At 68.1% G+C, this 25,330-nt stretch carries 19 protein-coding genes and 2 pseudogenes; 12 read left to right on the forward strand and 9 right to left on the reverse strand.

What is annotated here, in order from left to right:
* Positions 1 to 4: 4 nt before the first annotated feature.
* The 3 genes from Q2K21_RS17260 to Q2K21_RS17270 form a co-directional block, all read right to left on the reverse strand.
* Positions 5 to 460 (reverse strand): SsgA family sporulation/cell division regulator, encoded by a 456-nt coding sequence (locus Q2K21_RS17260; RefSeq protein ID WP_310771698.1) that lies wholly within the window; start codon positions 458 to 460, stop codon positions 5 to 7.
* Positions 461 to 555: 95 nt separating this feature from the next.
* Positions 556 to 843 (reverse strand): hypothetical protein, encoded by a 288-nt coding sequence (locus Q2K21_RS17265; protein ID WP_310771700.1) that lies wholly within the window; start codon positions 841 to 843, stop codon positions 556 to 558.
* Positions 728 to 1,132, reverse strand: coding sequence for a (2Fe-2S)-binding protein (locus Q2K21_RS17270; RefSeq protein ID WP_386275601.1), 405 nt, complete (start codon positions 1,130 to 1,132; stop codon positions 728 to 730). Before Q2K21_RS17270 ends, Q2K21_RS17265 begins: the two co-directional genes overlap by 116 nt.
* An 856-nt stretch (positions 1,133 to 1,988) precedes the next feature.
* Between Q2K21_RS17270 and Q2K21_RS17275 the strand changes: the two genes are divergently transcribed.
* The 3 genes and pseudogenes from Q2K21_RS17275 to Q2K21_RS36020 all read left to right on the forward strand — a co-directional run.
* The gene (locus tag Q2K21_RS17275; protein ID WP_310771702.1) at positions 1,989 to 3,077 is read left to right on the forward strand and encodes an NAD(P)-dependent alcohol dehydrogenase; all 1,089 of its coding nucleotides are present in this window, start codon (positions 1,989 to 1,991) and stop codon (positions 3,075 to 3,077) included.
* Positions 3,078 to 3,416: 339 nt separating this feature from the next.
* Positions 3,417 to 4,372: pseudogene (locus Q2K21_RS17280) on the forward strand (SDR family NAD(P)-dependent oxidoreductase).
* 231 nt (positions 4,373 to 4,603) lie between these two features.
* Positions 4,604 to 4,711: pseudogene (locus Q2K21_RS36020) on the forward strand (IS481 family transposase); the annotation flags it as partial.
* Positions 4,712 to 4,766: 55 nt separating this feature from the next.
* Here Q2K21_RS36020 and Q2K21_RS17285 read toward each other — a convergent pair.
* Positions 4,767 to 5,492: a PH domain-containing protein gene (locus Q2K21_RS17285; protein WP_310771704.1), complete on the reverse strand. Its 726-nt coding sequence runs from the start codon at positions 5,490 to 5,492 to the stop codon at positions 4,767 to 4,769.
* 233 nt (positions 5,493 to 5,725) lie between these two features.
* The gene (locus Q2K21_RS17290; RefSeq protein ID WP_310771706.1) at positions 5,726 to 6,757 is read right to left on the reverse strand and encodes a sigma-70 family RNA polymerase sigma factor; all 1,032 of its coding nucleotides are present in this window, start codon (positions 6,755 to 6,757) and stop codon (positions 5,726 to 5,728) included.
* A gap of 72 nt (positions 6,758 to 6,829) precedes the next feature.
* On the opposite strand from Q2K21_RS17290, the gene Q2K21_RS17295 reads away from it, so the two are divergent.
* From Q2K21_RS17295 to Q2K21_RS17305, 3 genes are all read left to right on the forward strand, one after another.
* Entirely contained in the window at positions 6,830 to 7,171 is a 342-nt protein-coding gene (locus Q2K21_RS17295) for a VOC family protein (RefSeq protein WP_033355375.1), read from the forward strand.
* A 44-nt stretch (positions 7,172 to 7,215) separates the two neighbouring features.
* A complete protein-coding gene (locus Q2K21_RS17300) occupies positions 7,216 to 7,863 on the forward strand; it encodes a maleylpyruvate isomerase family mycothiol-dependent enzyme (protein ID WP_310771709.1) in 648 nt (215 codons plus the stop codon).
* Positions 7,864 to 8,502: 639 nt separating this feature from the next.
* The gene (locus tag Q2K21_RS17305; protein ID WP_310771712.1) at positions 8,503 to 8,715 is read left to right on the forward strand and encodes a hypothetical protein; all 213 of its coding nucleotides are present in this window, start codon (positions 8,503 to 8,505) and stop codon (positions 8,713 to 8,715) included.
* 514 nt (positions 8,716 to 9,229) lie between these two features.
* On the opposite strand, the gene dctA is transcribed toward Q2K21_RS17305, so the two are convergent.
* Complete coding sequence (dctA, locus tag Q2K21_RS17310; protein WP_310771714.1) at positions 9,230 to 10,672, reverse strand: C4-dicarboxylate transporter DctA; 1,443 nt, start codon at positions 10,670 to 10,672, stop codon at positions 9,230 to 9,232.
* On the reverse strand, positions 10,669 to 11,787 hold the full coding sequence (locus tag Q2K21_RS17315) for a PrpF domain-containing protein (RefSeq protein WP_310771716.1): 1,119 nt from the start codon (positions 11,785 to 11,787) through the stop codon (positions 10,669 to 10,671). The genes dctA and Q2K21_RS17315 overlap by 4 nt, the downstream gene beginning before the upstream one ends.
* Before the next feature lie 132 nt (positions 11,788 to 11,919).
* Between Q2K21_RS17315 and Q2K21_RS17320 the strand changes: the two genes are divergently transcribed.
* Complete coding sequence (locus tag Q2K21_RS17320; protein WP_310771718.1) at positions 11,920 to 12,828, forward strand: LysR family transcriptional regulator; 909 nt, start codon at positions 11,920 to 11,922, stop codon at positions 12,826 to 12,828.
* Positions 12,829 to 13,182: 354 nt separating this feature from the next.
* Here the strand turns inward: Q2K21_RS17320 and Q2K21_RS17325 are convergent, their stop codons facing one another.
* The gene (locus Q2K21_RS17325) at positions 13,183 to 14,676 is read right to left on the reverse strand and encodes an RICIN domain-containing protein (protein WP_310771720.1); all 1,494 of its coding nucleotides are present in this window, start codon (positions 14,674 to 14,676) and stop codon (positions 13,183 to 13,185) included.
* A gap of 312 nt (positions 14,677 to 14,988) precedes the next feature.
* Between Q2K21_RS17325 and Q2K21_RS17330 the strand changes: the two genes are divergently transcribed.
* Complete coding sequence (locus Q2K21_RS17330) at positions 14,989 to 16,914, forward strand: glycoside hydrolase family 97 protein (RefSeq protein WP_310771722.1); 1,926 nt, start codon at positions 14,989 to 14,991, stop codon at positions 16,912 to 16,914.
* A gap of 123 nt (positions 16,915 to 17,037) precedes the next feature.
* On the opposite strand, the gene Q2K21_RS17335 is transcribed toward Q2K21_RS17330, so the two are convergent.
* The gene (locus Q2K21_RS17335; RefSeq protein ID WP_310771724.1) at positions 17,038 to 17,430 is read right to left on the reverse strand and encodes a DUF2399 domain-containing protein; all 393 of its coding nucleotides are present in this window, start codon (positions 17,428 to 17,430) and stop codon (positions 17,038 to 17,040) included.
* Positions 17,431 to 17,650: 220 nt separating this feature from the next.
* On the opposite strand from Q2K21_RS17335, the gene Q2K21_RS17340 reads away from it, so the two are divergent.
* The 4 genes from Q2K21_RS17340 (at position 17,651) to Q2K21_RS17355 (ending at position 25,291) form a co-directional block, all read left to right on the forward strand.
* Positions 17,651 to 18,109, forward strand: a complete 459-nt coding sequence (locus Q2K21_RS17340; RefSeq protein WP_386275605.1) for an FAD-dependent monooxygenase — start codon at positions 17,651 to 17,653, stop codon at positions 18,107 to 18,109.
* A 482-nt stretch (positions 18,110 to 18,591) separates the two neighbouring features.
* Positions 18,592 to 20,814, forward strand: coding sequence for an alpha-L-fucosidase (locus Q2K21_RS17345; RefSeq protein ID WP_310771728.1), 2,223 nt, complete (start codon positions 18,592 to 18,594; stop codon positions 20,812 to 20,814).
* 574 nt (positions 20,815 to 21,388) lie between these two features.
* On the forward strand, positions 21,389 to 23,695 hold the full coding sequence (locus tag Q2K21_RS17350) for a beta-L-arabinofuranosidase domain-containing protein (protein ID WP_310771730.1): 2,307 nt from the start codon (positions 21,389 to 21,391) through the stop codon (positions 23,693 to 23,695).
* A gap of 174 nt (positions 23,696 to 23,869) precedes the next feature.
* Positions 23,870 to 25,291 (forward strand): non-reducing end alpha-L-arabinofuranosidase family hydrolase, encoded by a 1,422-nt coding sequence (locus Q2K21_RS17355; protein WP_310771733.1) that lies wholly within the window; start codon positions 23,870 to 23,872, stop codon positions 25,289 to 25,291.
* The last annotated feature ends 39 nt before the right edge of the window (positions 25,292 to 25,330 follow it).

A 25,330-nucleotide genomic window follows, 5' to 3' on the forward strand; every position in this document is an offset into this window, starting at 1 on the left:
GCGCTCAGGCATCGCCGAGCAGACGCTCCACCAGCAGGTCCCAGTTCGTTCTGTCCAGTTCCGTACCAGGTGGCACGAGGTCGAAGGTGCTCAGGAGCCACTCCTCCAACTTGGGCAGGTCCACCTCGAACAGTGCCGTCGTGCCACGCGATTCAAGGCGCATGCACATCGTGGGCGGGCCGCACGTCAGTGAGGGCCAGAGCCGTACGTCGCCCATGCCGCTGCGCCCCTGCGTGCCTTCGTAGAGCAGATCACGCGAGACTACCCACGTCACGGCAGGTCCCAGCGGAGGCAGCAGTTGGACAGACACCGTCAGGGGATCGCCGGGGTCGTAATGGAACACGGCCCGCATCGGGACTTGGACCGAGGACCACAGGATCCAGTGGATACGGGTGGGCAGTGGGCTGATGTGATCGACGGCGAGTTGGTCAGCCGAGATCTCCGCTTGTTCGTCGGGCATGGCGCCCCTCCTTTTCCTGAGTGCGGTCGCACTGCCGCAACCACGGCGCGGACCATCCCTTGGGACTTGCCGTCTCCGGGACCGCCCCGCTGCGCTCAGAGCATGAGCCGGTCGATGGTGGTGGGCAGGGAGCGGATGCGGCGTCCTGTGGCGTGGTGGACGGCGTTGCCGATCGCTGCGGCGAGGCCGACCAGTGCGACTTCGCCGACTCCCTTGGTGCCGACAGGAGTTGCCCTGTCGGGCGTGCCGACGAAGAACACGTCCATGTCAGGGATGTCGGCGTTGACGGGCATGAGGTAGTCGCCGAACGTCGCGTTGGCGATGCGTCCGGTGCCCTGGTCGGTGCCGGTTTCCTCGAACATCGCCTGGCTGATGCCGCCCACGGTGCTGCCGGTGATCCGGCTGGTGGCGGTCTTCTCGTCGCGCGGCCAGTGCGAGGCACGACACCACGCGCTTGCCGTCGACCATCACCGTGCAGGTGCCGCACGCACCCTGGTCACGCCCCTTCTTCACCCCGGTGAGCCCGAGGTGGTCACGCAGAGCGTCGTGCAGCGTGACACGCGCGTCGACGCTGGGGGAGCGGGGAGCGCCGTTGGCGTTGAGGGTGATGTCGACTTTCGGCGGCTCAGGAGGCGACTGGCCGGACAGGCGTGTCCCGGTCTCTTGTTTCATGACGCCTCACTTCTGAGTCCAGATCACATGGGCTACGACAGAGGAATTGATTCCCGACATTGATCAGCGGCCGGAGAACGAACTGCCCGGGGCTTCTCGGCCTGCACCTCGTCGGCCATTGGTGACCTGTGGGGGCCTCGCCTTGGGCATTGCTCTCTTCGGGAGCACCCCTGACTGTTCCGGGTTGGGGACCTGGTCGCACCCGGGTGGGTCACTGGCCACGACCCTGGGGGCAGGAGCACTCTCGAGCCGGCTACAGCGCGTGATCCCGAGGGACTCCTCTGTGCGGGTGACCACCTGATCGCCCCGCCGCGGCAGGCCCCGTCGAGGCAATGGCCTCGACGAAGGCGCCAGCGCCACGCCGGGGAGGAACGAGATGCGCTCAGTGGCAGCGGCAAGGTCTGCTGATCAGAGTCCGCCCAGGTATCCCGCCTGACAGGGGTGGCCCTGGACGGCGAGGTACACGAGGCCGCCGTCCTCGGCCGGCGCGCAAGGCGCCCGGTCGGCGGCGTCTCCAGAACCCCCGACGATTCTCAACAACCGCGTGTCCTGGCGGCTGCCCTCGCCTTCATGTCGCCCTACCCCGTGTGTCCCGCCACCCCCCCCAGGGACTCGGCCGGTGTACTTCCCGGATTCCACGGGCGTCCCATCCGGCAATAGTTGCCGCTGTACGAAAGCTCCGGGTGCTCCACGGCGGGCCCCTGGGGCGCCCCTGGTGCAGCACTTTCTCCGGTTTAACCATTTTTCACGTAAATAAGGGGCTTCATTCCCTTATGGACCCGTGTAGAGGCTGAGTGGCCGGGCTGCCCACCAGGGCGTACGCAATCGCACAACAACACTCCGTTAGGAGCCAGTCATGTCCACCACACCTACGGTCAGCAGCACGATGCGTGCAGCCCGAATGTACGGCTACAACCAGCCGTTGGTCCTCGAAGAGGTGCCTACTCCCGACATCGGCCCCGACGAGGTGCTGATCAAGGTCGGGGCCGCCGGCATGTGCCGCACCGATGTACAGCTCGTGGACGGCTACTTCGACAAGTACGCCCCGTCCCAGTTCCCGGTCATACCGGGCCACGAGATCGCCGGTGAGATCGTCCGGGTCGGCAGCGCAGCCGAGGCCGGCGGCCACCGCGAAGGCGATCAGGTGGTGGTCGTGGGCGGGATGGGCGACGGAACCTGCCGTCACTGCCACCGCGGCGACACCCAGATCTGCTCCCACGGCGCGTGGCCGGGGTTCGGACCGTACGGCGGCTACGCCGAGTACGTTCCGGTCCCCGCCGCGTACGTCATCAAGGTGGACAGGCAGTACGGCCTCAACGCCGAGCAACTGGCGCCGTTGACCGACGCCGGCCTGACCCCGTACCGCGGCCTCAAGAAGCTCCGTGATGCCGGCGCCCTCGCTGCCGGCCGCGTCGTGGGAGTCATGGGGGTGGGAGCCCTGGGCACCTACGCCGTGCAGTACGCCAAGCTGCTCGGCGCCGGCGCCACCGTCGTCGCCTTCGCTCGCAACCAGGACAAGCTCGACCTCGCGAAGAAGCTCGGCGCGGACCACGCCATCAACATCGGTGGCCGATCCCTCGATGAAGTCCGCGCTGAACTCAACGCGGCCACCGGTCAGAGCGAGATCGACGCGGGCATCGACTGCGCCGGTGCCGAGGAGATGATCCGGCTGGGATTCGGGCTGCTCGCCACCGCGGGGCATTACTCGTCGGTCGGCCTCGTCGGGGACCGTATCGATATCCCCCTGTTCCCGTTGGTGGCTCGCGAGTACACGTACCACGGGTCGTTCTGGGGAAATTACAACGACCTGAGCGAAGTCGTCGCGCTCGCTCAGCAGGGGAAGGTGCAGCACACCATCCACGAGATCGCGTTCGACGACGTGAACGATGCGATCGACCGCATCAGGACGGGCGAGATCGTGGGGCGCGCCGTCATCAAGTACTGACGCCATCACGGGAATGCCGACGCGGCGGCCGTGCTCGGGGTGAAAGCCCAGGGCGGGCCGCCGCTGATCCCGCGAGAGCCGTGTCGGGCGGTCCCCCCGAGGTGCATCGGGGAATGCTCCTTGGGGGACCGCCGGGTTCACGTCGGCACGTCGGGGTCACCGTCCACCGCTTCGAGCGGATCCACCTCGACCTGGCAACACACGAAGCGCCTGCCGGCACCCATGCCGCGCAGTTGCCATGGCATATACCAGTGAACACACCCCGTCCGTCCTTCACTGGAGTCGATCTACGTAGCACCCTCTCGACCGGAAAGGCCCTTGGTGAACACCAACTCCCGCTTGATCACTCCTTACGACTCCGATGCCACCGCCGCCGAAGTGATCGATGGCGTGGACCTCACCGGCCGCCGCATCGTCGTCACAGGTGGCGCCTCCGGCATCGGTGCCGAGACCGTCAGGGCTCTGGCGGCCGCCGGCGCCGAGGTCACGGTCGCCACGCGCCGCCCCACGCTCGCCGAGCCGCTCATCCGCGAACTCGCCGACGTTCCCGGTGCGGGCCTCGTGCGGGCGGCAGCGCTGGACCTGGCGGACCTGCCGTCGGTGGACGCGTTCGCGCGGGCCTGGCGCGGGCCGCTCGACATCTTCGTCGCCAACGCGGGGATCATGGCCCTTCCGGAACGGGCCGTCACCGACGCGGGCTGGGAGATGCAGCTCGCCACCAACTTCCTCGGGCACTTCGCCCTGGCCTGGGCCCTGCATGGTTCGCTGCGTCAGGCGGGCTCGGCCCGCATCGTGGTCGTCAGCTCCGGTGCCCACCGCTGGGCGTCCTTCGACTTCGACGACCCGCACTTCGAGCGGCGCCCCTACGACCCGTGGGCGGCCTACGGGCAGTCCAAGACGGCCGACGTCCTGTTCGCCGTGGGCGCCCGCCGCTGGGCGGTCGACGGCATCACCGCCAATGCGCTCAACCCTGGGTTCATCCTCACCAACCTCCAGAGGCATCTCGACGACGACACCATGCGTGCGTTCGGCGTGATGGACGAGGACGGGAACCTCACCCCGCTGCCGCACTACAAGACTCCTGCGCAGGGTGCCGCGACGTCCGTGTTGCTCGCCGCGTCGCCGTTGCTGGATGCCGTGACCGGCCGCTACTTCGAGGACAACCAGGAGGCGCAGGTCATAGAGGCGGACGCGGAAGGAGGCGGCGTCGCCGCCCACGCGCTGGACCCCGCGGCGGCGGACAGACTCTGGAGTACGCGGCAGACGCCGTCCGAGCCTGGCCGAAGGCGCAGTAGGCACCCTCCGGCCCCGGCGAGCCCTCATTCACTCCGGGAGAGCAGCGGTACACGCTGTACCAGTAGCCCGCAGCCCGCTCACGTGCGATCGCGGCGTGGTCCCTGTCGCTGCCGGAGATCTGCTGGGCGAAGATGGCGCGCGGTTGTGTCCGCCTGCCTCAGATGCACTGCAGGATCTAAAACTGACGATCATTGTTGACACCTGGGTCTCCGATCACTACGGAGATCCGCATGTCGGAGTCCACCCCCACCACACCGCCGCTCGACCGTGAGGCTAAGCGGCGCCTGGCCGTCATACGCCACGTGGAGGTCACCGGGAACGTCGCAGTCGGTGGACGCCCGGGGTGGAGCATCCGGCGGGCACGCTCTCCTGCTCGCCGCGTCACTCCAGGGGCTACGGCTGCTGCGCGAGGGCGGGCGGTAGACGCGTGGTCCAGTACCACTGCAGTACGGCGCCCAGGGCGACGAGGGAAGCCAGCGGCACGCATACGAGCAGCAGGAGCAGGTGTTCCGGTAGCCCGACGACGACACGATAGAGATCGACCGCCAACATGGCGAAGAACACGACGAGCGCGCCGTACGTGGCCCAGGTCCACGCCTTGCGCCGCGCGGCCCGCCGCAGGATCCGCTCCTCGACCTCAGGACGCCGCTCCCAGGTGAGGCTGCGGTACGGGGCGGCGGCCAGACACAGCTCCGAGACCTCGGCGTAGGGGTCGTCCATTTGCCAGTCGTTGAGGTGCGGGAGCTGGAAGCGGCGGCCCTCGAGGTCGTAGAGGTAGGTGATCCATTGCGGGGCCATCCGGCCCGAGCCACGCGGGGCCGGCTGCACCCGGATGTCGTACACCTCGTGCCAGGCCCAGGTGCGCGATCGCACGGGGCCCTGCGCGGTGATGCCGGCGGCGGTGACGCGGGTGTACGCCCGGTACTGCTCCAGGACGATCCGCACGACGGTCGTCACCATGAGCAGTGCGATCACCGCCGATGTCCAGCCGTGCATGCCCTCGGAGACGCGGCCGCTCTGGATGAGGGCGTTCAGCATCACCACACTCAGCAGGAGCAGGTACGTCCGCGGCAGCTTCCGCCGCTTCCGGTACTCGCGCTCCACGCCACCATCGTCCATCGACGGTCCCCTCCCCAGGTGCACCGAACAGGTGCGCAACTAGCGAGAGCGTAAGTCCTGTTGCTGTCGGGCCTTCCGGCGGGTCCCGGTCGGCCCTCCGGCCGGTCACCGTGTGTCCTTCTGGTGGACACCTAACTGATCGTTTCAGAATGGGAAACGCCGTCGTCTGGCCTCCATGGTCAATGGTCCCGGCCGTAGCCACACCCTGGGGGCCTCGGGGGGCTGACGTTGGCTCAAGCCCACTCCGTCTGCAGCCCGAACCGCTGCACGTGCTCCGCGCCCAGGAACGAGGTGAGGCCTTCGACGAGCTCGCCGCGCAGGGTCAGCACCGTGATCGACCACGCGAGGTGCGGGGCCGACCGGCTCGCGCCCACGTAGAAGGCCACTGCCGGTTGGCCGTTCGCCGAAGTGAGGTGGTAGCGCCAGCTCGGGCAGCGGGTGAGCGGGACCTCAACGGCGAAGTCCATGACGGCGGCCCGGCCCCGGTACCACTGGGCCAGCGGCGGCATCGACCAGGCGACGTCCTCGGTGAGCAGGGCGACCAGGGCGTCGGCGTCGCCGCTTTGCAGGGCGGTGGCGAAGGCGGTGACGGTCTCGCGGACCCGGGCGTCGCCGAGCTTGCGCAGGGTCTGCTGCTGCGAGCGCGTCGGGACCCGCTCGGCGAGCAGTCGACGGGCGCGGGCCAGGGCGGAGTTCACCGAGGTGGTGGAGGTGTCCATCATGGTGGCGATCTCGGCGGCGGAGAAGCCGAGCACGTCGAACAGGAGCAGCGCGGCCCGCTGGTTGCCTGACAGGTGCTGCATGGCCGCGACGAAGGCGAGTTCGACGGCCTCGCGCTGCTCGTACCGCGCGGCCGGTCCGGCCGGGCCGGCGGGCAGGCCCGCGTCGGGGTAGGGGCCCAGCCAGGCGACCTCGGTCAGCGGGGTGGCGTCGACCATCGCGTGGTCGCTGGCCGGGCCGAGGTCGATGGGCATCGCCCGCCTGCCGCGCCGGTCGACGGCGTCCAGGCAGGTGCGGGTGGCCACGGTGTACAGCCAGGCGCGCAGTGAACTACGCCCCTCGAAGCGGTCCAGGCCCCGCCAGGCCCGCAGCAGCGCCTCCTGCAGTGCATCGTCCGCGTCGTGGGTCGACCCGAGCATCCGGTAGCAGTGCGCGTGCAGCTCCCGGCGCAGCGGCGCCACCAGGCGGGTGAACGCGGCGTCGTCCCCCTCGCGCGCCCTGGCCAGGTCGCCCGTCGCGGATCCCGCCGAAATTTCCTCGCCCACGAGGGACGATTCTGCCCCACTCCGGGAGTCACCTCTTCGACCGATCGTTTCCAACACCCCGAGGAGACCCCGATGAGCAGTGCCGCCTGGTTCGACATCTCCACTCCCGACGCGCTGCGCGCCCGCCGCTTCTACCAGGAGCTGTTCGGCTGGCCGGTCCACGTGCTGGACGACACCTACGCCCTGGTCGGCGACGAGGACGGCCGACCGACCGGCGGGGTCGGGCAGGCGGGCCCGGACAGCCCGTACACCGGGCTCGTCGCTTACTTCCCGGTCGACGACGTCGATGCGGCGCTCGCCCGCGCCGAGCGGCTCGGCGCCACCCGAATCCTCTCCCCGACCGACACGCCCGCCAGCCGCATCGCCGTCTTCACCGATCTCGACGGCAACCACGTCGGCCTAATCAGCCGCTGACCGGTTCCCTGCCCGCCCGACCACCGCACAGGAGCATCACCCCCATGACGACACCCGCCACCGGAACCTGGCCACTGATCCACACCGAGCGGACCGCCCTGGCCGCCGACCTCGCGCAGCTGACCGACCATCAGTGGGCCACCCCCTCGCTGTGCGAGGGGCTCACCGTTCGTGAGGTGCTCGCGCACCTGACCTCGGCGGCCGGCCTCAACCCGGTGCGGTGGATGGCGGGCGTGATCCGCTGCCGCTTCGACTTCGACAAGCAGGTCGCCATGCGGCTGGCCGAACAGCTGGGCGCTACCCCGGCCGAGACGCTCGACCGGTTCCGCCGAGTGGCAACCCGCACGACGAAGCCGATCCCCTCGACCGTGGCCATGCTCGGCGAGACCATCGTGCACGGCGAGGACATCCGCCGGCCGCTCGGCATCGAACGCGACTATCCCGTCCGCACGTTGACCACCCTGGCCGACTACTACCAGCGCACCGATCTGCCCGTCTTCACCAAGACCCGCATCCGCGGACTGCGCCTGACCGCCACCGACAGCCCCTTCACCACCGGCGAGGGGCCACGCGTGTCCGGCACGACCCTGGCCCTGATCATGGCGATGGCCGGTCGCGCGTCCTACCTCGATGCGCTCGATGGAGACGGCGTTGCCATCCTTCGCGAGCGCCAGGCACAACCACGGGCATGACGCCCTGTATCAAGGTGTGAGGCTCAATGCCGCCGCCCCGTCCGGGGCGGCGGCATCCTGATCCGACGGTTCGTCGGCCTAAGACGTGTCTTCAAATGATCTTGGATGGTGGATCATGGACGGGTGATACGCCGCCATGAACTGTCCGATGCCGAATGGGAGTTCGTCCGGCCGCTGCTGCCCGCATCCTTGCGGGGGCGGAAGCGGTTGGACGACCCCTGCGTTTTAGGTCAGAGGCGATGCCTTCACTTGACGATCTTGGCGGTCGGCGGCCGTCGGAAGCGGGTTCCGGCGGTACTGATGCTGACTCGATGCTGACTTTGATGACGGAGCGTCAGGTAGTCGTGGCGCGGTGGACGAGCGGGGGCTGGAGTCCTGCTGAGGGCAGTATCGACCTTGCGGCAGCGAAGGTCACGTCCGTTGCTGCTGTGGCTTGCCGCCCGCGTGCACCGTGGGACCGTTGGCTGAGCTGGGCTGCCTCTCTGTAGAACGCGTGAGCGTTGGCTCGGGGGCTGCCAGAGGGTTCTTCGTCTGCTGGTGGTACGGAATCTGTAGGCCGATTGAGCTGCAGGGGGATTGGGTGTCGATGGCGGTGGTCGGCAGAACACTGGCCCGTGGATGGTCCGGATCTTGGGTGCGATGGCCAGTCGTCGCCACAGTGCGGCGCGCGCGTGGGAGTTCCGCGAGGGAGTGGCCAGGGCCTGGAGGGTGGTCGCGACCTGGGCGAAGGCGGCTTTGGCTGACGACGCAGCGGAAGGACTGGTGGATGGTGGCGAACGCCCCGGGGGTGACTCCTCCCGGCCGGTGACGATCGCGTACATCGCCGAGTCGGCGGGCGTGGTCGCATCGTAGTACGCCATCCGGCGCATCGGCTCCTCGGCGCTACGGGAGGGCCAGTGGTAGGTGAGCAGGCCGCCGCCGCCGTCCCGTACGAGGCATCCGGCCGAGCGCAGCTCGTCGAAGAAGGAAGGCAGAGCATGAGAATGGATCGCCTTCCCCCGCCGCTACCTCCCCGAAGGCAACATGGACGACCTCTACCGCGAACTCCCCGAAAGCGCCCCGCACTACCCAACACCCCGAACAAGCACGCCAGTTGATCGCTCACACCACGACGAGAGACACGACCGACCGGCCCGCGGCGATTCTCCTTCCGATGCACAGCATCACGAAGGCAACGACGCCCACCTGCGGCGAGCAGGTGGCAGATGCACCGGAGTGACGCCCTCGATGGCGGGTTATTGATGGTGCCGATGTCCTCGGCCGCCATGGTGACGCTGTCGCCGGCGTCCGGGCGACGGGGCTTCGAGGAAACCTGAAAAGGGGTCGGTCCGGAGCCCAGGCTCCGGACCGACCGTCAGGGGGTGTGTCAGCCGGCGACGGGCACCGGCTCACGGTCCGTCCCGGTCGCCGTCTTCGGGTCGGTTTCCTCGGCCCCCTCGGGTTTCGCGTCGGGTGTCGGTTCTGCCTGCCGCTCGGGGGTGTGGTCGCCCTGGGGCCCGGCGGTGAACGGGAGGTCGCCGCTGAGGACGGCCTTGGCGCGCTCCTCGTCGAGCTGTCCCTCCCACTTGGCCACCGCGAGAGTGGCGACGCTGTTGCCGACCACGCTGGTCAGGGCTCGGGCCTCGGACATGAACCGGTCGATGCCGAAGATCAGTGCGAGGGCGGCGACGGGGACGTGCGGGACGGCGCTGAGGGTGGCCGCCAGGGCGATGAACCCGGAGCCGGTGACACCGGCCGCGCCCTTGGAGGTGAGCAGCATGATGGCGAGCATGGACAGCTGCTGGGTGAGGCTGAGGTCGATGCCGAGGGCCTGGGCGAGGAAGACCGAGCCCATGGTCAGGTAGATGGCGGTGCCGTCGAGGTTGAAGGAGTACCCGGCGGGCAGCGTGATCCCGACGACCGGCTTCGAGGCGCCCGCGTGCTGGAGCTTGGCCATCAGACGCGGCAGCACCGGCTCGGAGGACGATGTGCCCAGGACGATCAGCAGCTCCTCCTTGATGTAGCGCAGGAAGGGCAGCAGCCGCAGTCCGTTGAAGCGCATGACGGCGCCGAGCACAACCAGGACGAAGAACAGGGCGGTGAGCCAGAAGGAGCCGACCAGCAGGAAGAGGTGGCGCAGGGTGTCCAGGCCGTAGTTGCCGATGGTGAAGGCCATGGAGCCGAAGGCGCCGATCGGGGCCAGCCGCATGATCCAGCGGATGAGCGTGAACAGGACCTTGGAGAGCTTCTCGATGCCTTGGGTGATCCCCGCACCCGCCTCGCCGGCGGCGTTCAGGCCGAAGCCGAACAGCACCGAGACCAGCAGCACGGGCAGGATCTCGTGGCCGGTCAGCGCGCTGAGCAGGGTGTCGGGGATCGTGGAGAGGACGAAAGCGGCGACGCTGTCGTGGCTCGCGGTCGCCTCCGGCGGCAGCCCCTTGGTCGACAGGGTCGAGGGGTCGACGTGCAGCCCGCTGCCGGGCTGGACGACGTTCACGACGACCAGACCGATCACCATGGCGACGGTCGTCAGGACCTCGAAGTAGATCAGCGCCTTGAGACTGACCCGGCCGACGGCGCGCGCGTTGCCCATGGAGGCGATGCCGTGGACGACGGTACAGAAGATGACGGGTGCGATCATCATGCGGACCAGCGCGATGAACCCGTCGCCCAGGGGTTTGAGATCGGCTCCGAAGGAAGGCCACAGCCAGCCGACGGCTGCCCCGGCCAGGACGCCGATCAGGCACTGGACGTAGAGCGGGGACAGCAGCCGGCGCAGGCGGCTGGGTGGGGCGTTGACGGTACCCGGGGCAGCGTCGTTGCGGCTCATGCGGGGCGTCCTTCCAGGACGGGAACGAGGAGTTCGGCTCGGGCGATGCGGCGGGCGGCGCGGTGCAGCAGCACCGTGGGGGAGGCGCCCTCCGCTGCGGGTACGGCTCGGGCGGTGATGACACCGGCCGGGGTGCCCAGGCGCAAGGTCCCATCGGCGGTCTGCCGGGCGACGCGGTGGGCGAGGGTGCCGGGGATGGCGGCTGCGGTGGCCACGGCGACGGCCGAGGTGAGACCGATCGCCGGGTGGGGGGCGTGCATGGAGACCATGCGGACGGCCAGGTCGTACTCGTCCTGTGGGACGAGTGTGCCGTCGGTCGTGCGGTAGGCGACAGGACGGGCGACCACTCCGACCTTCGGGACGGCGTGGCTGACGGGGTCGGTCTCCTCGGCCAGTCCCATGGCCAGGGCGGCCTGCCGGCGCAGCACGGTGAGGGCGGGCACCGTTGAGGCAAAGGCGGCGAGGGACTCGGTGCCGTCGAGTCCGAACGCCTTGGCCTCGAACAACGCCGCCGGGGCGCCGGCGTCGACCAGGGACACCTCGACGGTGCCGATGCTCCCGGTCAGGGTGTCCAGGGCGTGGCCGGTCGGCAGGACCCTGCCGGTCGACGTACCCGCAGGATCCTCGAAGCCGAGGAGCACCGGCACACCGAGCGCGGCGGTGCCCGGCACCCGGGCCGTCCCCGCGTCGGGGGCGGCCCGCCCGGGGGTGGGGATGGTGCCGCTGAGCCGGGCGCCGGTGTTGACGTTGAGCATCCGCACCGTCGTGGAGTCCGACGTGAGCGGCACCAGGCCGTTGTGGACGGCGTACAGGGCGACGGCGGTGGCGCAGTTGCCGCAGTTGCTGGCCCATTCCACGCGCTCGTCGCCGATGCCGACCTGTGCGAAGGCGTACTCGACGTCGACGTCGGGCTTCGTCGAGGCCTGGACGATCGCCGCCTTGGAGGTGGTGGAGGAGGCACCGCCGACGCCGTCGATCTGGCGGGGGTCGGCGGCGTTGTAGGCGGCGAGCAGCAGGGTGTCGGCGTCCACACCGGTCGCCACCACCTCGTGGTGGTCGAAGATCCAGCACTTGCTGGTACCTCCGCGGATCATCTCGCCCTGCAGACGCAACACAACAGACTCCTCGTGGAAACCCCGACGGCACTTCCGTGCCTGGTGCGATCCACAGTGGGTGCGGAGAGCGTGAAGTACAATCTCGGAAATCTGCATGGGTATTAAGTTGAAGTAAACGCTGGAGGTGGCGAGATGCTCGATGTCCGGCGCATCCTGCTGTTCACCGAGGTCGCCCGGCGAGGTTCGGTCACGGCGACCGCACGAGCCCTCAACTACACGCCGTCAGCGGTGTCGCAGCAGGTCAGCCGCCTGGAGGCGGAGGCCGGGCAACCACTCCTCGAGCGTCATGCGCGGGGCGTCACACTCACCGACGCGGGGCGCGCGCTGGCCGAGCGGGGAGAGCGGATCGAGCGCGAACTGACGGCAGCGGAGAACGAACTCGCCGACTTCGCGGGACTGCGAGCGGGCACGCTCCGCGTCGGAACCTTCCCCACCGTCGGCGCTTCCCTCCTCCCGCGGGCCGTGATCGCCTTCCGCCAGACACACCCCGACGTACGGCTGACGGTGCGCAGCGCCCGTATCGCGGGGCTGTGGGCAATGCTGGAGAACCGCGAGATCGAGATGTCCCTGATGTGGGACTACGACTGGAACCGCATCGACCGCGAGGACATCGTCGTCACCTCGCTCGTCGACGACCCTCCGGCACTCCTGGTCGGCAAGGACCACCCTCTCGCCGGCCGGTCTTCGGCCGCCCTCGCCGACTTCGCCGACGACGCGTGGATCACCCGTGCCGACCACCACCCGGTGGCCGAGGCCCTCGCCCGAAGCTGCCGCGCGGTCGGCTTCGAGCCACAGATCGCCTACGAGGCCCACGACTACCAGGAGGCCCAGGCCATGGTCGCCGCCGGCATCGGCGTCGCCCTCGCACCCACCCTCGCCCTGGAAGGCATCCGAGGAGGCGTCAGCGTCCTGCCGCTCCTGCCCCCGGCCCCGGTGCGCCGCATCCTCCTGGTACGCATGAGCGACCACGCACTGACGCCGGCCGCCGAGGCCTTCGCGGGGTTCCTGCGGGACAGCGCGGCGGTCGCCGGGGGGCGATGAAGCCCCGGCCAGGACGCCCACGACGTACGAGGCCTCGAACACAGGTCAGCAGGACCGCCAGGTGGAGGACGGTCACTCCGGTCGCCCAGGCGCTGGAAAGCTTGCCGCCGAGGATCAGGGACACTTTTCCACCACGGAAGCCGCGTTGCCTCCTGTGGGCGGCCACCAGTGCCGCGGCCGTCCATCCGGGCACCGACGCCAACGGTGGGCGGCGGAGTGGCGCAGGTGCTGCTCGACGGTGACGATCCCGCCGTGTGACGGGTGAAGAACTCCTCGGCCGCGTGGAAGCGTTGCGGGTCAGGAACACGTGGCCGACATGTTCGTTGATCCGTGTCAGCGGTCCCGGCGCACCCGTCAGGAAAGACTCCACCGCTGGCTTGTCGCGCCTGTGCCCGTTTCTTGCTCCACGGCCGCCCCGCTGGTGGTCGAGGCGTTCGCGACACTGATTTCCAGGTCGCTGCCCACGCCGGCGAGCATGTAGGTGCTGCCGGTGTAGCTGCCGACCAGGTCGAGGAACCACTGCTGGTTGGTCCCGCCGTTACACGTCCACTGCTCCAACTGGACGCCGGTGTCGGTCGAATGGCTCGGTACGTCCAGGCACAGGCCGCTCTTCACGCTCTTGAGCGTGTAGATGTTGTCCGCCACCCGCGTGAGCGTCCACTGCTGGTTGGTACCGCCGTTGGACGGCCACTGGATGATCTTGGCGCCGTTCGCCACGGAGCCGCTCGACACGTCCATCAGCAGAGAGCTGTTGACGTTCTTCAGGGTGTGGACGCCCTCAGCGGGGGTCCCGCTGTCGGCCGTCCAGGTTCCCGCTGAGGTGTCGAGTGACCAGGTGGGGTACTGGCCGAGGTTCACCGTGGTGCCCCTGATGGTCAGGGGCAGCCAGATCAGTTTCGACGCGCCGAGGTCGGAGGTGTTCCAGCGGTCGCCGGCGTAGATGTAGGTGGTGCCGGAGGAGCCCTGGACGGTGATGACGTTCGCCGTCTGGCTGCCGTAGGTGTGGGTGCCGGGCGCGGCCAAGTTCCGGAAGGACGACCAGGGGCCGCCCAGTGACGTGGCGGTGGCGTAGATGTTGTCGTTGAGGCTCCAGCCCGTCAGGCGGGAGCCGAAGACGTAGTAGGTCCCGTCCTTCTTGATCATGGCGGGGGCCTCGACGCTGCCGCTGCTGCCGCTGCTGCCGAGCACCGCCACCGCGCTGTCCACGGACAGGTAGTCGGCGGACAGTCTGTCGATGCGCAGGCCGTTGTTGCGGTCCTCGCTCAGCAGGTAGCCGGTGCCGTCGGTGTCCTGGAACAGGCCGAGGTCCCGGCTGAGTTGGCCCAGCGGCCGGAAGCTTCCCCGGTAGGTGTAGGGGCCGCACGGGGTGCTGCTGGTCGCCACGCCGACCTTGGCCTCGGAGTAGTTCTTGCTGTCGATGTGCATGTACATCACGTATGTGCTGGTCGACTTGTTATAGATGACCTTGGGTCGCTCCACGACGCGGCTGGGGCCGAGGTCGCCGCTGCTCTGCCGTCCCAGGGCCTGGCCCTGGTAGGCCCAGTCGGCGAGATCGGTGGAGGAGTAGCAGGCGATGTCCTGGAAGGACGTGTCCGACGAGGTCTCGCCGGTCTTGTCCTCGCCGAAGCCGTACCAGGTGTCTCCCACCTTGATGATGCCGAGGCCGTGCAGCTGCAGGGTGTTGCCGTTCTGGTCGGTGCGTGCGGCACCCGTGGTGAACGACACCGTGGCCGCGTGCGCCTCGGTCGCCGGAAGCAGCAGCGCCGCAAGGCCTCCCAGGAGGGTCAGGAACGCTGCGGCTCCGCGCCACCATCGGCCGGCGGGCGGCCGGGAAACTCCCTTGAACATGTGCGTCCCTCTCGGTCGAGGTTTGACGATCCGTTGATGTCGCGGGGACCAATGAGAGTCGTGGCACGTTCGTGGCGTCAAGGATCGCGTTCGAGTTTGTTTAATTCGTGACCGGCTCCGGGAGTGCTTAGCGGGACTCGCAGGGGTCGCAAGTCGCCCGGACTGTCCGGGATTTCGGACATGTGGGGGCGGGTGCGAGGGGTTGACCTTTGGGTCGGGGGAGGCGTAAAAACTTCGCGACGGTCAGAATCTGTTACTTGCTGGTTGAGTTTGTTGGAAATCATATCCAAGCGAGGTGGACCGACTGTGAACATGCCAGGGCGTCAGGAACCTTCCCGCCGCGGGGTGCTCAAGGGCGCGGCTGTCACCGCCGCAACGGCCGCGCTGGGTATCGGCAGCACGTATCCGGCCGAGGCCGCAGACGCCTCGGTCACCGCGACGTCGCTCGACGGCGCCACCAGCATCACCATGTCGCTGACGGGCGGCTCGCTCCAGTGGTCGGCCCGGCGTAACGGCGCGACAGTCGTGGCCAGTTCGGCCATGGGGCTGCGGCTGAGCGACGGAACCACCTTCGGCACCGACGCCGTTCTGACGAACTATCAGCACTGGCACGTCGACACCACCTGGAACCCGTTGTACGGGCGCAACGCGACCGTCTCCGACGCCTACCAGGAGATGCGCTGGAACCTCCGGGACAACCGCACCTCCATCAACTTCGGTGTCCAGATCCGGGCCTATGCGACCGGCATAGCGTTCCGTTACGTCCTGCTGGACTCGGGCACCGCCACCATCGCCGGCGAACTGACGACGTTCGTCTTCCCGGACGGCACACTCGTCTACAGCGCGCGGGACGAGGACGACTACAACCCGGTCGCGCCCGGCTCCATCCCGTCCACCGGAACCTCCTCCACGGACACCGGTCCCCTGACCGACCTCCCCCTCACCGCGACCTACAGCAGCGGGCTCATCGCCTGTGTCTGCGAGTCGGCCCGCGCCAACTACCCTCGGACGATGCTCAGTTCGGTCTCCGGACAGCCCAACACCCTCGCGGCGTACCTGATGCGTCACACGGCCCGCGGCTCCGGACCGGTCCAGACGACCTCCACCGTCACCACACCGTTCGCCACGTCCTGGCGCGCCGTGGTGATCGGCTCCACCCACGCCGAACTGGTCGACAACGCGGAGCTGGTACTCAACCTGGCCCCGCCCGCAGCCCTCGCCGACACGTCGTGGATCAAGCCGGGCAAAGTCTTCCGGTGCAATCTGACCACCAGGGACGGGCTGGCGGGCGTCGACTTCGCCGTCGCCCGCGGCCTGCAGTACATCGAGTACGACTCGGGGTGGTACGGCCCCGAGCACACCTCGACCGACGCCACGCAGCCGATCCCCGCCATCGACATGCCCAAGGTCATCTCCTACGCCGCCGGCAAGGGTATCGGCGTCATCCTCTACGTCAACCCCATGGCCATAAGCAGCCCGGACAGCCTGTTCGCCCTGTACCGGAGCTGGGGTGTGGCGGGCGTCAAGCTGGGCTTCATCAACGACGGCACCCAGGCGATGACGAACCAGATCATCGCCTGGGCCAGGACGGCGGCGACGCACAAGCTACTGATCGACATGCACGACGACGTGCGGCCGTTCGGCTACGAGCGGACCTACCCCAACTGGATCAGCATGGAGGGCGTGCGGGGCAACGAGCACTTCCCGACCGCCACCCACAACGTCACCCTGCCCTTCGCCCGCAACATCGGCGGGCCGATGGACTACACCATCTGCTACGGCCAGTCCCGCGACCGGACGACCAACGCCCACCAGATGGCGATGGCCGCCGTGTACTACCAGCCCCTGAACTTCCTGTACTGGTACAGCACCCCCTCGCAGTACTCCACCCCTTCCAACTGGCCCGGTCTGCCCTGGTTCGACGCCATCCCCACCGTCTGGGACCAGAGCCGGACCCTTGCCGGTTCGATCGGCGAGTACATCGCCGTCGCCCGGCGCAGCGGCACCACCTGGTACCTGGGGGCGATGACCAACGAGACCGCCCGGACCCTTTCGATCCCGCTGTCCTTCCTCGGCAGCGGCACCTACACCGCCACGATCTACGCCGACGGAACGCCGGGCAGCAGCCCTTACCAGACCCCCGTCGCAGTGAGCACACGGACCGTGACCTCGTCGACCACCCTGCGCGTCGCGATGGCCCCCGCGGGCGGCCAGGCAGTCGTCCTGAGCCATGGATGAGCGGCCGTAACCTGGGATTTCGCCGGATCGGGGCTGGTCGCAGGGGAGTGCCCGCCCCCTTTACGCCCTACGGCACCCAGCTCGATGTCCTCGTCCACCGCGGCGGGCGACGTCGTGGCCCGTTTACGACAGCAGTACGGGTCCGTCTCGGCGAAGAACGGGCGACTGTCCATCAACCGCGCGAAGGTCAAGGCCGAGAGCGTCTCGACGGCAGTACTTGCTGACCTGCTCGCACGGCTGCTGATTTCGCCGGAGCGGGGGCACCCCCATCGAGGGCTCTCCGCGCCTTGCGATGCACGGCCCCAGACCACGGGACCACATCGGACGCTCATAGTGCAAGGACCCCTTAGGTCGTGTGGTGCGCGGGCGACCGCGGAGGGCGGCGCCACGGCGCCGTGGTCTGCGAGAAGGGGAGGTGGTCGGCCCGCTGTTGGGCCGGCCGGATGTGCACACGAGCGGCGGACAGCCCGGGCCGAAGCGATGGAAGGACAGAGCCAGGATGCTGGGGTTCTCCACGGTGTGGACGACGGGTGCAGGATCGGAGGCGAGGGTGAACTCGCCCGGGGCTGCAGTTGGGCGAGGGTCAGTCCTGCGGCCTGAGCTGTCTCGGCACAAACAGGGGCCACACGGGCGAGCGAACCCTCACCGTCCGGGTGTGGTCCACCTACGAGAACGGTGGCCGGCAGGTTGTCGTCTTCGCCGGCGGTTCCGCGCGTGGCGCGACCCGATCCCCGCGTTGCTTGATGCGACCCGGCCCGGCGCCGTTCTCCACCACGACGTCAACGAACTCCCCATCCCGCTGCCTTCGTACACGGTCGGCCGGGTCGCACTGCTGGGCGACGCGGCACACGTGATGACGCGCAACCTCGGACAGGGCGCCTGCCAGGCTTTGGAGGTCGCGGTCACCCTGGCCGCGGCCCTCGCCGCCGAGCACACCGTCGAAGCCGAGCTCGCCCGTTACGACGCCGAGCACCGTCCGCATGCCCGGCAGTCGCCCGGGCCGCCCGGGAGGCTGGGCCAGCAGCTTTCCCACCCGGTGGCCGTCACCCTGCGCAGTGCGGCCCTGCGGCTGACGCCTCCTCGCTCGATCCGCATGATCCTGCGGCACCCGGCTGGGTGCTACCACGCCTGGCCCGATCGGAGGACCGGTGCCGCCCGGCACGGTAGCCGGTCCGGGGCGGCGCCTGGCGCGTAGACATGCCATGTTTATGCGTTGAGCAACCGGCAGATTTGTAGACACAAAGGGGGAAAAGCTCGGCTGGAAGGTGCTTTTCATCCCTGCACGCCCGTTGACACGGGCATGGCGAGTGCCGCAGTTTCATGCGTGACATCAGGCACACGCAGCTAAAGGGTCTCCGAGAGGATCCGGGAGCCGAAAGGGGCACGCGGCGGTGCTGCCGTACGGGAACGGAGTGAGGACATGCCGTCGGGAAACTGCTCCACCGCAGGCCCCCTGGAGTCCGCAGACTCTGTCGCCGTTCGCAGCGGGTGACGCGCTCCATCCACCCGGCTCCCGCTGCAGACATCGTCGCCCGCAAGCCGTGGCGCCGCGTCAGCCGCCCGCCGACCGCGTCCGGTCCGGGGTGCGTCGCGTACGTCGCACTCACCGCCACCGGAAGTGCGCCCCCTGGTCACCGGGCCCTGGTCTCCCATCACAGCTCTGACGGAGGTACCACCATGATCAACAGACGCCAGTTTTTGGCGAGTGCCACGGGTGTCGCGGCGGCAGCAGTCGCAGGCAACGTGCTCGCAGCCGGCACCGCCCGGGCCGCGACCACGTACACCGCGACGTGGGCCTCGGTCGACCAGCACAACCCGGCTCCCGAGTGGTTCAAGGACGCCAAATTCGGCATCTACTACCACTGGGGCGTGTTCAGCGTGCCCGCCTATGACAGCGAGTGGTACCCGCGCAACATGTACATCAGTGGGAGCAAGGCCAACAGCCACCACATCGCCACGTACGGCGACCCGTCGGTGTGGCCTTACCACAACTTCATCAACGGCGCGAACGACCTGAACGGCTCCTTCAACAAGTTCGCCCCGAAGCTGAAGTCGGCGGGCGGGAACTTCGACCCGGACGAGTGGGCGCAGCTCTTCGCCGACGCCGGCGCCCGGTTCGCCGGACCGGTCGCCGAGCACCACGACGGATTCTCCATGTGGAACAGCTCGGTCAACGAGTGGAACTCGGTCGCCAAAGGCCCCCGGCTCAACCTTCTCCAGCTGTTCACCGACTCCATCCGCGCCAAGGGGCTGAAGCTCCTGGTGGCCATGCACCACGCGTTCAACTTCAACGGCTTCTACGACCACGTGCCCGCGCAGTCCGACCCGAGCCTCCAGAAGCTGTACGGGCAGTTGGGCGCCACGGCCGAGAACCAGCTGTGGTACGACAAGCTCAAGGAGGTCATTGACCTCGCCCAGCCGGACATCATCTGGCAGGACTTCGACCTAAACAAGATCAACCAGACGCAGCAGCTGAACTTCCTGTCGTACTACTACAACCAGGCGAACACCTGGGGCCGCGAAGTCGTCGCCACCTACAAGGACGGCTTCAACGGCCACGGCGAGGTCTTCGACTACGAGCGCGGCGGCCCCGCCGACATCACCGCCCCCTACTGGCTCACCGACGACAGCATCTCAAGCTCCAGCTGGTGCTACACGAACGGCATCGGCTACTACAGCACCAAGCAGATGCTGCACTCACTGATCGACAGGGTCAGCAAGAACGGCAACATGCTGCTCAACATCGCCCCGATGGCGGACGGCACGATTCCCCAGGCCCAGAAGGACATCCTCCTCGGCATCGGCGACTACCTGGGCCGCTTCGGCGAGTCGGTCTACTCGACCCGGGCCTGGACCGCGTACGGCGAAGGTCCCACGCACATGGGCGGCGGAGCCTTCACCGCCCCGCAAGTCGGCACCGCGCAGGACATCCGCTTCACCCGGAACAAGAACAACACCGTCCTGTACGCCACGGTCCTCGGCTGGCCGGGAAGCACTCTGACGATATCGACGCTCAACTCGGCCCGGATCAACGTCAGCTCCCTGACCTCGGCGCAGCTGCTGAACTCCACCGCCGGCACGTACACGAACCTGCCCACGCCAACGCAGGACTCGACCGGGCTGCACGTGACCCTGCCGTCGTCGTCGGCGCCGTTCTCCGCCCTCGCCTATGTCGTGAAGCTGACCTTCTCCGGCCAGATACCGACCCTGAAGCCGCTGTCCGGGGCCGTGGCCTATCAGGACGTCAACTACTCCGGTGGCCACGCCGTGCTCTCCATCGGCTCCTACACCGCCGACCAGTTGACGCTCGCAGGCCTGCCCAGCCGCAGCCTTTCCTCGCTGAAGCTGGCCCCCGGCTACCAGGCCATCGGCTACTCCGGCGACAACTTCACCGGCACCGCCTGGACCTTCACCGCCGACAACGCCGACCTACGAGGCACCGGCAACAACGACGCCGCCGTGTCGATGAAGGTGCAGCTCAACCCCTCGTCGTGGTTCAGGATCACCAACGTCACAGACGGGCTGGTGCTGGACAGCGGAGGGAACGTCCCCAGCGGCTCCAACCTCAAGCAGTGGACCTGGAACGGCAGCACCAACCTGCAGTGGCAGGCCGTCGAGCTCGGCAACGGCTACTACAAGCTGGTCAACCGCGCAGGCGGCATGGTCGCCGACGGCGGGGGCGCCACCACGAACGGCTCCGCCGCCCTGGCGGCCGTCTGGAACGGTGGCACCAGCCAGCAGTGGCAGCTCAGGTACCAGGGTGGTGGCAGGTACTGGATCGTCAACCGCGCCACCGGCCTCGTCCTCGACGGCGGCGGCAACGTGCCCTCGGGCTCCGTGACCAGGCAGTGGTCCGGGAACAGCAGCTCCAACGTGCAGTGGACCTTCACTGCGGTCTGAGCGGGAGGGGCGGGGGCCGGGGGAGCCGCTCCGGCCGCTGCCGACCAGAAGTGGCGGACTCCGATCATCCAAGGCCACGAGGAAGGACCCGTTGGTGGTGTCTTCACATCGGGCAGGGTCACGTCGTGGGTGTTCCGTGCCGTGGGGATGAGCCGGCCGTGAGCCCAGCAGCAGAGCTGCGCGGTGAGGCTGCCGAGGGGACGCCCCGCGGTGGAGAGGTGGAATGTCGTGCGATGTCGCGTGTGTGCATGGCCTGTTGGAGTTCCCAGCCAGGATCTTTCAGACCTGGCCCCAGCGATCGGAGGGGCCCGGCCGGTGTCGGCCGTGCGTACAGCTGGGCCTGAGTCACCAGTCCCGCACTCGCACTCCTCACGCTCTTTCTCGGCACATCCAATGTCTGACTTGACTGCCGGCGTGCCGGTCGAACGTTCACCTGCGATGGGGCAAGGAATTTTGTGTCGCAAGGCTGGACAAAGGCAACGTTCACATCCGTTAATTCATCCTATGTATCTGTGGAGAGGGCCGATGGCTCCGAGACTCCTGCAATCGCTCTCCCGTCACCGAAAGGTTCGAGATGTCTTCCTCTGTCAGTAGACGGCGCCTCCTGCAAGTAGCCGGGGCTACCGCCGCCGCCTCTGCCACCGGATCCTTCATCGGCGCATCCCCCGCCCAGGCGGCCATCCCTCCCACAAGGGCCGACGTCGGAGTCTCCGCGCACCCCTTCGAACTCGGCCAGGTCCGGCTCACCGCGAGCCGGTGGCTGGACAATCAGAACCGTACGCAGAACTACCTGCGGTTCGTCGATGTCGACCGGCTGCTGTACAACTTCCGCGCCAACCACCGGCTGTCCACCAACGGTGCGGCTGCCAACGGCGGCTGGGACGCGCCGACGTTTCCCTTCCGCACCCACGTGCAAGGGCACTTCCTCACGGCCTGGGCACAGTTGTACGCGGTGACCGGGGACACCACCTGCCGGGACAAGGCAACCACCATGGTCGCGGAGTTGGCCAAATGCCAGGCCAACAACAGCGCAGCCGGTTTCAACGCCGGGTACCTCTCCGGCTACCCCGAGTCCGACTTCACCGCTCTCGAGCAGAGGACCCTGACCAACGGCAACGTGCCCTACTACACCATCCACAAGACCCTCGCCGGCCTGCTGGACGTGTGGCGCCACATCGGCAGCACACAAGCCCGGGACGTGCTGCTCGCCCTGGCGGGATGGGTCGACTGGCGCACCGGCCGGCTGAGCAGCCAGCAGATGCAGGCCATGCTGGGAACGGAGTTCGGTGGCATGAACACCGTGCTGACCGATCTCTACCAGCAGACAGGCGACGCGCGGTGGCTCACCGTCGCTCAGCGCTTCGACCACGCCGCGGTGTTCGACCCCCTGGCGTCCAACCAGGACCAGCTCAGCGGACTGCACGCCAACACCCAGGTACCCAAGTGGATCGGGGCCGCCCGGGAGTACAAGGCCACCGGCACGACCCGCTACCGGGACATCGCCTCCAATGCCTGGAACTTCTGCGTCAATGCGCACACCTATGCCATCGGAGGGAACAGTCAGGCGGAGCACTTCCGCGCGCCGAACGCCATCTCCGGCTATCTGAACAAGGACACGTGCGAAAGCTGCAACACCATCAACATGCTCACCCTCACCCGGGAACTGTTCACGGTGGACCCGGACCGGGTCGCACTGTTCGACTACTACGAGCGGGCGTGGCTGAACCAGATGATCGGCCAGCAGAACCCGGCCGACGACCACGGCCACGTCACCTACTTCACCCCGCTCAACCCGGGAGGCCGGCGCGGTGTGGGCCCAGCGTGGGGCGGCGGCACCTGGAGCACCGACTACGGCACCTTCTGGTGCTGCCAGGGCACGGGCCTGGAGATGCACACCAGGCTCATGGACTCCATCTACTTCCACAGTGACAACACGCTGATCGTGAACATGTTCGTGCCCTCGGTGCTCACCTGGTCGGAGCGCGGCATCACGGTCACCCAGACCACGTCGTACCCGGTCAGCGACACGACGACCTTGCAGGTCACCGGCAGCGTCGGCGGAACCTGGGCGATGCGCATCCGTATCCCGAGATGGACCACCGGGGCCACCATCAGCGTCAACGGCGTCGCGCAGAACATCGCCACCACGCCCGGCAGTTACGCCACCCTGAGCCGCTCGTGGACCTCCGGCGACACGGTCACCGTCCGCCTGCCCATGCGGATCGTCATGCGAGCGGCCAACGACAACGCGAACGTCGCCGCGATCACCTACGGCCCGGTGGTCCTGTCGGGCAACTACGGTGACTCCACGCTCAGCTCCCTGCCGACGCTGAACACCTCGTCCATCACACGGACCGGCAGCAGTTCACTCGCCTTCACCGCCACCGCCAACGGATCCACCGTCAACCTGGGCCCGTTCTACGACGCGCACGGCTTCAACTACACCGTCTACTGGAACGCCGGCGGCACCTTCCGTCTCGCCAACGCGGCCAGCGGTCTCCTGCTGGGCATCCAGAACATGTCCACGGCCGACGGTGGCCGCGCTCTCCAGTGGTCGGACAACGGCACCGCCGACCACGACTGGTACATGATCACCGACGGAAGCGCGGTGCGCTTCCGCAACGTCAACAGCGGCAAGGTGCTCGGCGTCCTGAACATGTCCAAGGCCGACGGCGCGACTGTCCTCCAGTGGTCCGACAACGGTACCGCCGACCATCGATGGACGCTGCTCGACCAGGGAGACGGGACCTACAAGATCCGCAACGAGAACAGCGGCAAGTTGCTCGCCATCGCGAACAGCTCCACCGCTGTCGGTGCGTTCGCGGTCCAGGACGCGGACGACGGCACCGCCGACAACCGGTGGCGCATCTTGGGGAACTAGGGGCTGTTGCGGAAGCAGAGCTTCTAATCCTTCTCCGTCATTCCGCTTTGCTCGACACTTCGAATCTCGTTCGACATGACGAACATGTCGGGGTCGGGCCACACCGTATCGACAGTCCGGGCAGCCTCCGACGGGGGCAACCGGAACTGCTTACCCAAGGATTGCGAGGCCCCAATGCACAGAAAAGGTTTCAGCCGCAGACGTCCGTCTGCGGTGCTCGCCGCCGCGGTTGCGGCCCTGGTCTCTTTGGCGGCGCTGCTCGTCGCCAGTCCGGCTCAGGCGGCCACCAGCGGCGCCCTGCGCGGTGTCGGTTCCGGCCGGTGTCTCGATGTGCCGGGCGCCAGCCAGACCGACGGCACCTTGCTGCAGATCTGGGACTGCACGGGCGGGACCAACCAGCAATGGACGCTGACGGACACCAACCAGCTGACCGTGTACGGCAACAAATGCCTCGATGTTCCGGGCCACGCCACCACGGCCGGGACCAAGGTGGAGATCTGGTCCTGCAACGGCGGTGCGAACCAGCAGTGGCGGGTGAACGCCGACGGCACGGTCGTCGGCGTGGAGTCCGGGCTGTGCCTGGACGTGTCGGGCGCCGGAACGGCCAACGGCACGGCGGTGCAGCTCTGGAACTGCACCGGCGCCAACAACCAGAAGTGGACCGGCCTGTCGGGGACGACCAACTCGTGTGCTCTTCCGTCGACGTACCGGTGGACCTCGACCGGTCCGCTGGCGCAGCCGGCCAACGGGTGGCTCTCGCTGAAGGACTTCACCACCACGACGTACAACGGCAAGCACCTGGTCTACGCGACGTACTCCGACGGCAACTGGCACTCGATGGGCTTCAGCCCGTTCACGAACTGGTCGGACATGTCCACGGCCACCCAGACCGCGATGAACTCGTCCGCGGTGGCGCCCCAGGTGTTCTACTTCGCGCCCAAGAACATCTGGGTGATGGCCTCTCTGGGGTGGGGTACCGCCTGGCCCTTCACCTACCGCACGTCCAGCGACCCCACCAACCCCAACGGCTGGTCCGCGCCGCAGGCGCTGTTCACCGGCAGCCTCCCCAGCGGCGGCCCGATCGACCCGACCCTGATCGCCGACGACCAGAACATGTACCTGTTCTTCGCCAATGACAACGGCAGCATCTTCAAGTCGACCATCTCGATCGGGAACTTCCCGGGCAGCTTCGGCTCCTCGTACACCACGGTCATGACCGACACGGTGAAGAACCTGTTCGAGGCGCCGCAGGTCTACAAGGTCCAGGGGCAGAACCAGTACCTCATGATCGTCGAGGCTCGCGGTGCGAATGAGGACCGCTTCTTCCGTTCGTTCACGGCCTCCAGCCTGAACGGTCCGTGGACCGCACAGGCCGCCAGCGAGAGCAACCCCTTCGCGGGCAAGGCCAACAGCGGCGCCACCTGGACCAACAGCATCAGCCACGGTGACCTGGTCCGCAACAACCCCGACCAGACCATGACCATCGACCCCTGCAACCTGCAGTTCCTCTACCAGGGCCTGGACCCCAACACACCGAGCACCACCCCCTACGAGAGGCTGCCGTACCGGCCGGGCCTGCTCACCCTGCAGCGCTGACCCGCGCGCACCTGACCAGAAGCTTGTGACCGTGCCTGA

This window comes from Streptomyces sp. CGMCC 4.7035 (assembly GCF_031583065.1).
In the GTDB taxonomy this organism is placed as follows: Bacteria; Actinomycetota; Actinomycetes; order Streptomycetales; family Streptomycetaceae; genus Streptomyces; species Streptomyces yaanensis.

Coding starts and splice junctions, on each gene's coding strand:
- Q2K21_RS17260 (WP_310771698.1), bottom strand. CDS start 460: ATGCCCGACGAACAAGCGGAGATCTCGGCTGACCAACTCGCCGTCGAT.
- Q2K21_RS17270 (WP_386275601.1), bottom strand. CDS start 1,132: ATGAAACAAGAGACCGGGACACGCCTGTCCGGCCAGTCGCCTCCTGAG.
- Q2K21_RS17275 (WP_310771702.1), top strand. CDS start 1,989: ATGTCCACCACACCTACGGTCAGCAGCACGATGCGTGCAGCCCGAATG.
- Q2K21_RS17285 (WP_310771704.1), bottom strand. CDS start 5,492: ATGGACGATGGTGGCGTGGAGCGCGAGTACCGGAAGCGGCGGAAGCTG.
- Q2K21_RS17295 (WP_033355375.1), top strand. CDS start 6,830: ATGAGCAGTGCCGCCTGGTTCGACATCTCCACTCCCGACGCGCTGCGC.
- Q2K21_RS17300 (WP_310771709.1), top strand. CDS start 7,216: ATGACGACACCCGCCACCGGAACCTGGCCACTGATCCACACCGAGCGG.
- Q2K21_RS17305 (WP_310771712.1), top strand. CDS start 8,503: ATGGCCAGTCGTCGCCACAGTGCGGCGCGCGCGTGGGAGTTCCGCGAG.
- dctA (WP_310771714.1), bottom strand. CDS start 10,672: ATGAGCCGCAACGACGCTGCCCCGGGTACCGTCAACGCCCCACCCAGC.
- Q2K21_RS17320 (WP_310771718.1), top strand. CDS start 11,920: ATGCTCGATGTCCGGCGCATCCTGCTGTTCACCGAGGTCGCCCGGCGA.
- Q2K21_RS17325 (WP_310771720.1), bottom strand. CDS start 14,676: ATGTTCAAGGGAGTTTCCCGGCCGCCCGCCGGCCGATGGTGGCGCGGA.
- Q2K21_RS17330 (WP_310771722.1), top strand. CDS start 14,989: ATGCCAGGGCGTCAGGAACCTTCCCGCCGCGGGGTGCTCAAGGGCGCG.
- Q2K21_RS17345 (WP_310771728.1), top strand. CDS start 18,592: ATGATCAACAGACGCCAGTTTTTGGCGAGTGCCACGGGTGTCGCGGCG.
- Q2K21_RS17350 (WP_310771730.1), top strand. CDS start 21,389: ATGTCTTCCTCTGTCAGTAGACGGCGCCTCCTGCAAGTAGCCGGGGCT.
- Q2K21_RS17355 (WP_310771733.1), top strand. CDS start 23,870: ATGCACAGAAAAGGTTTCAGCCGCAGACGTCCGTCTGCGGTGCTCGCC.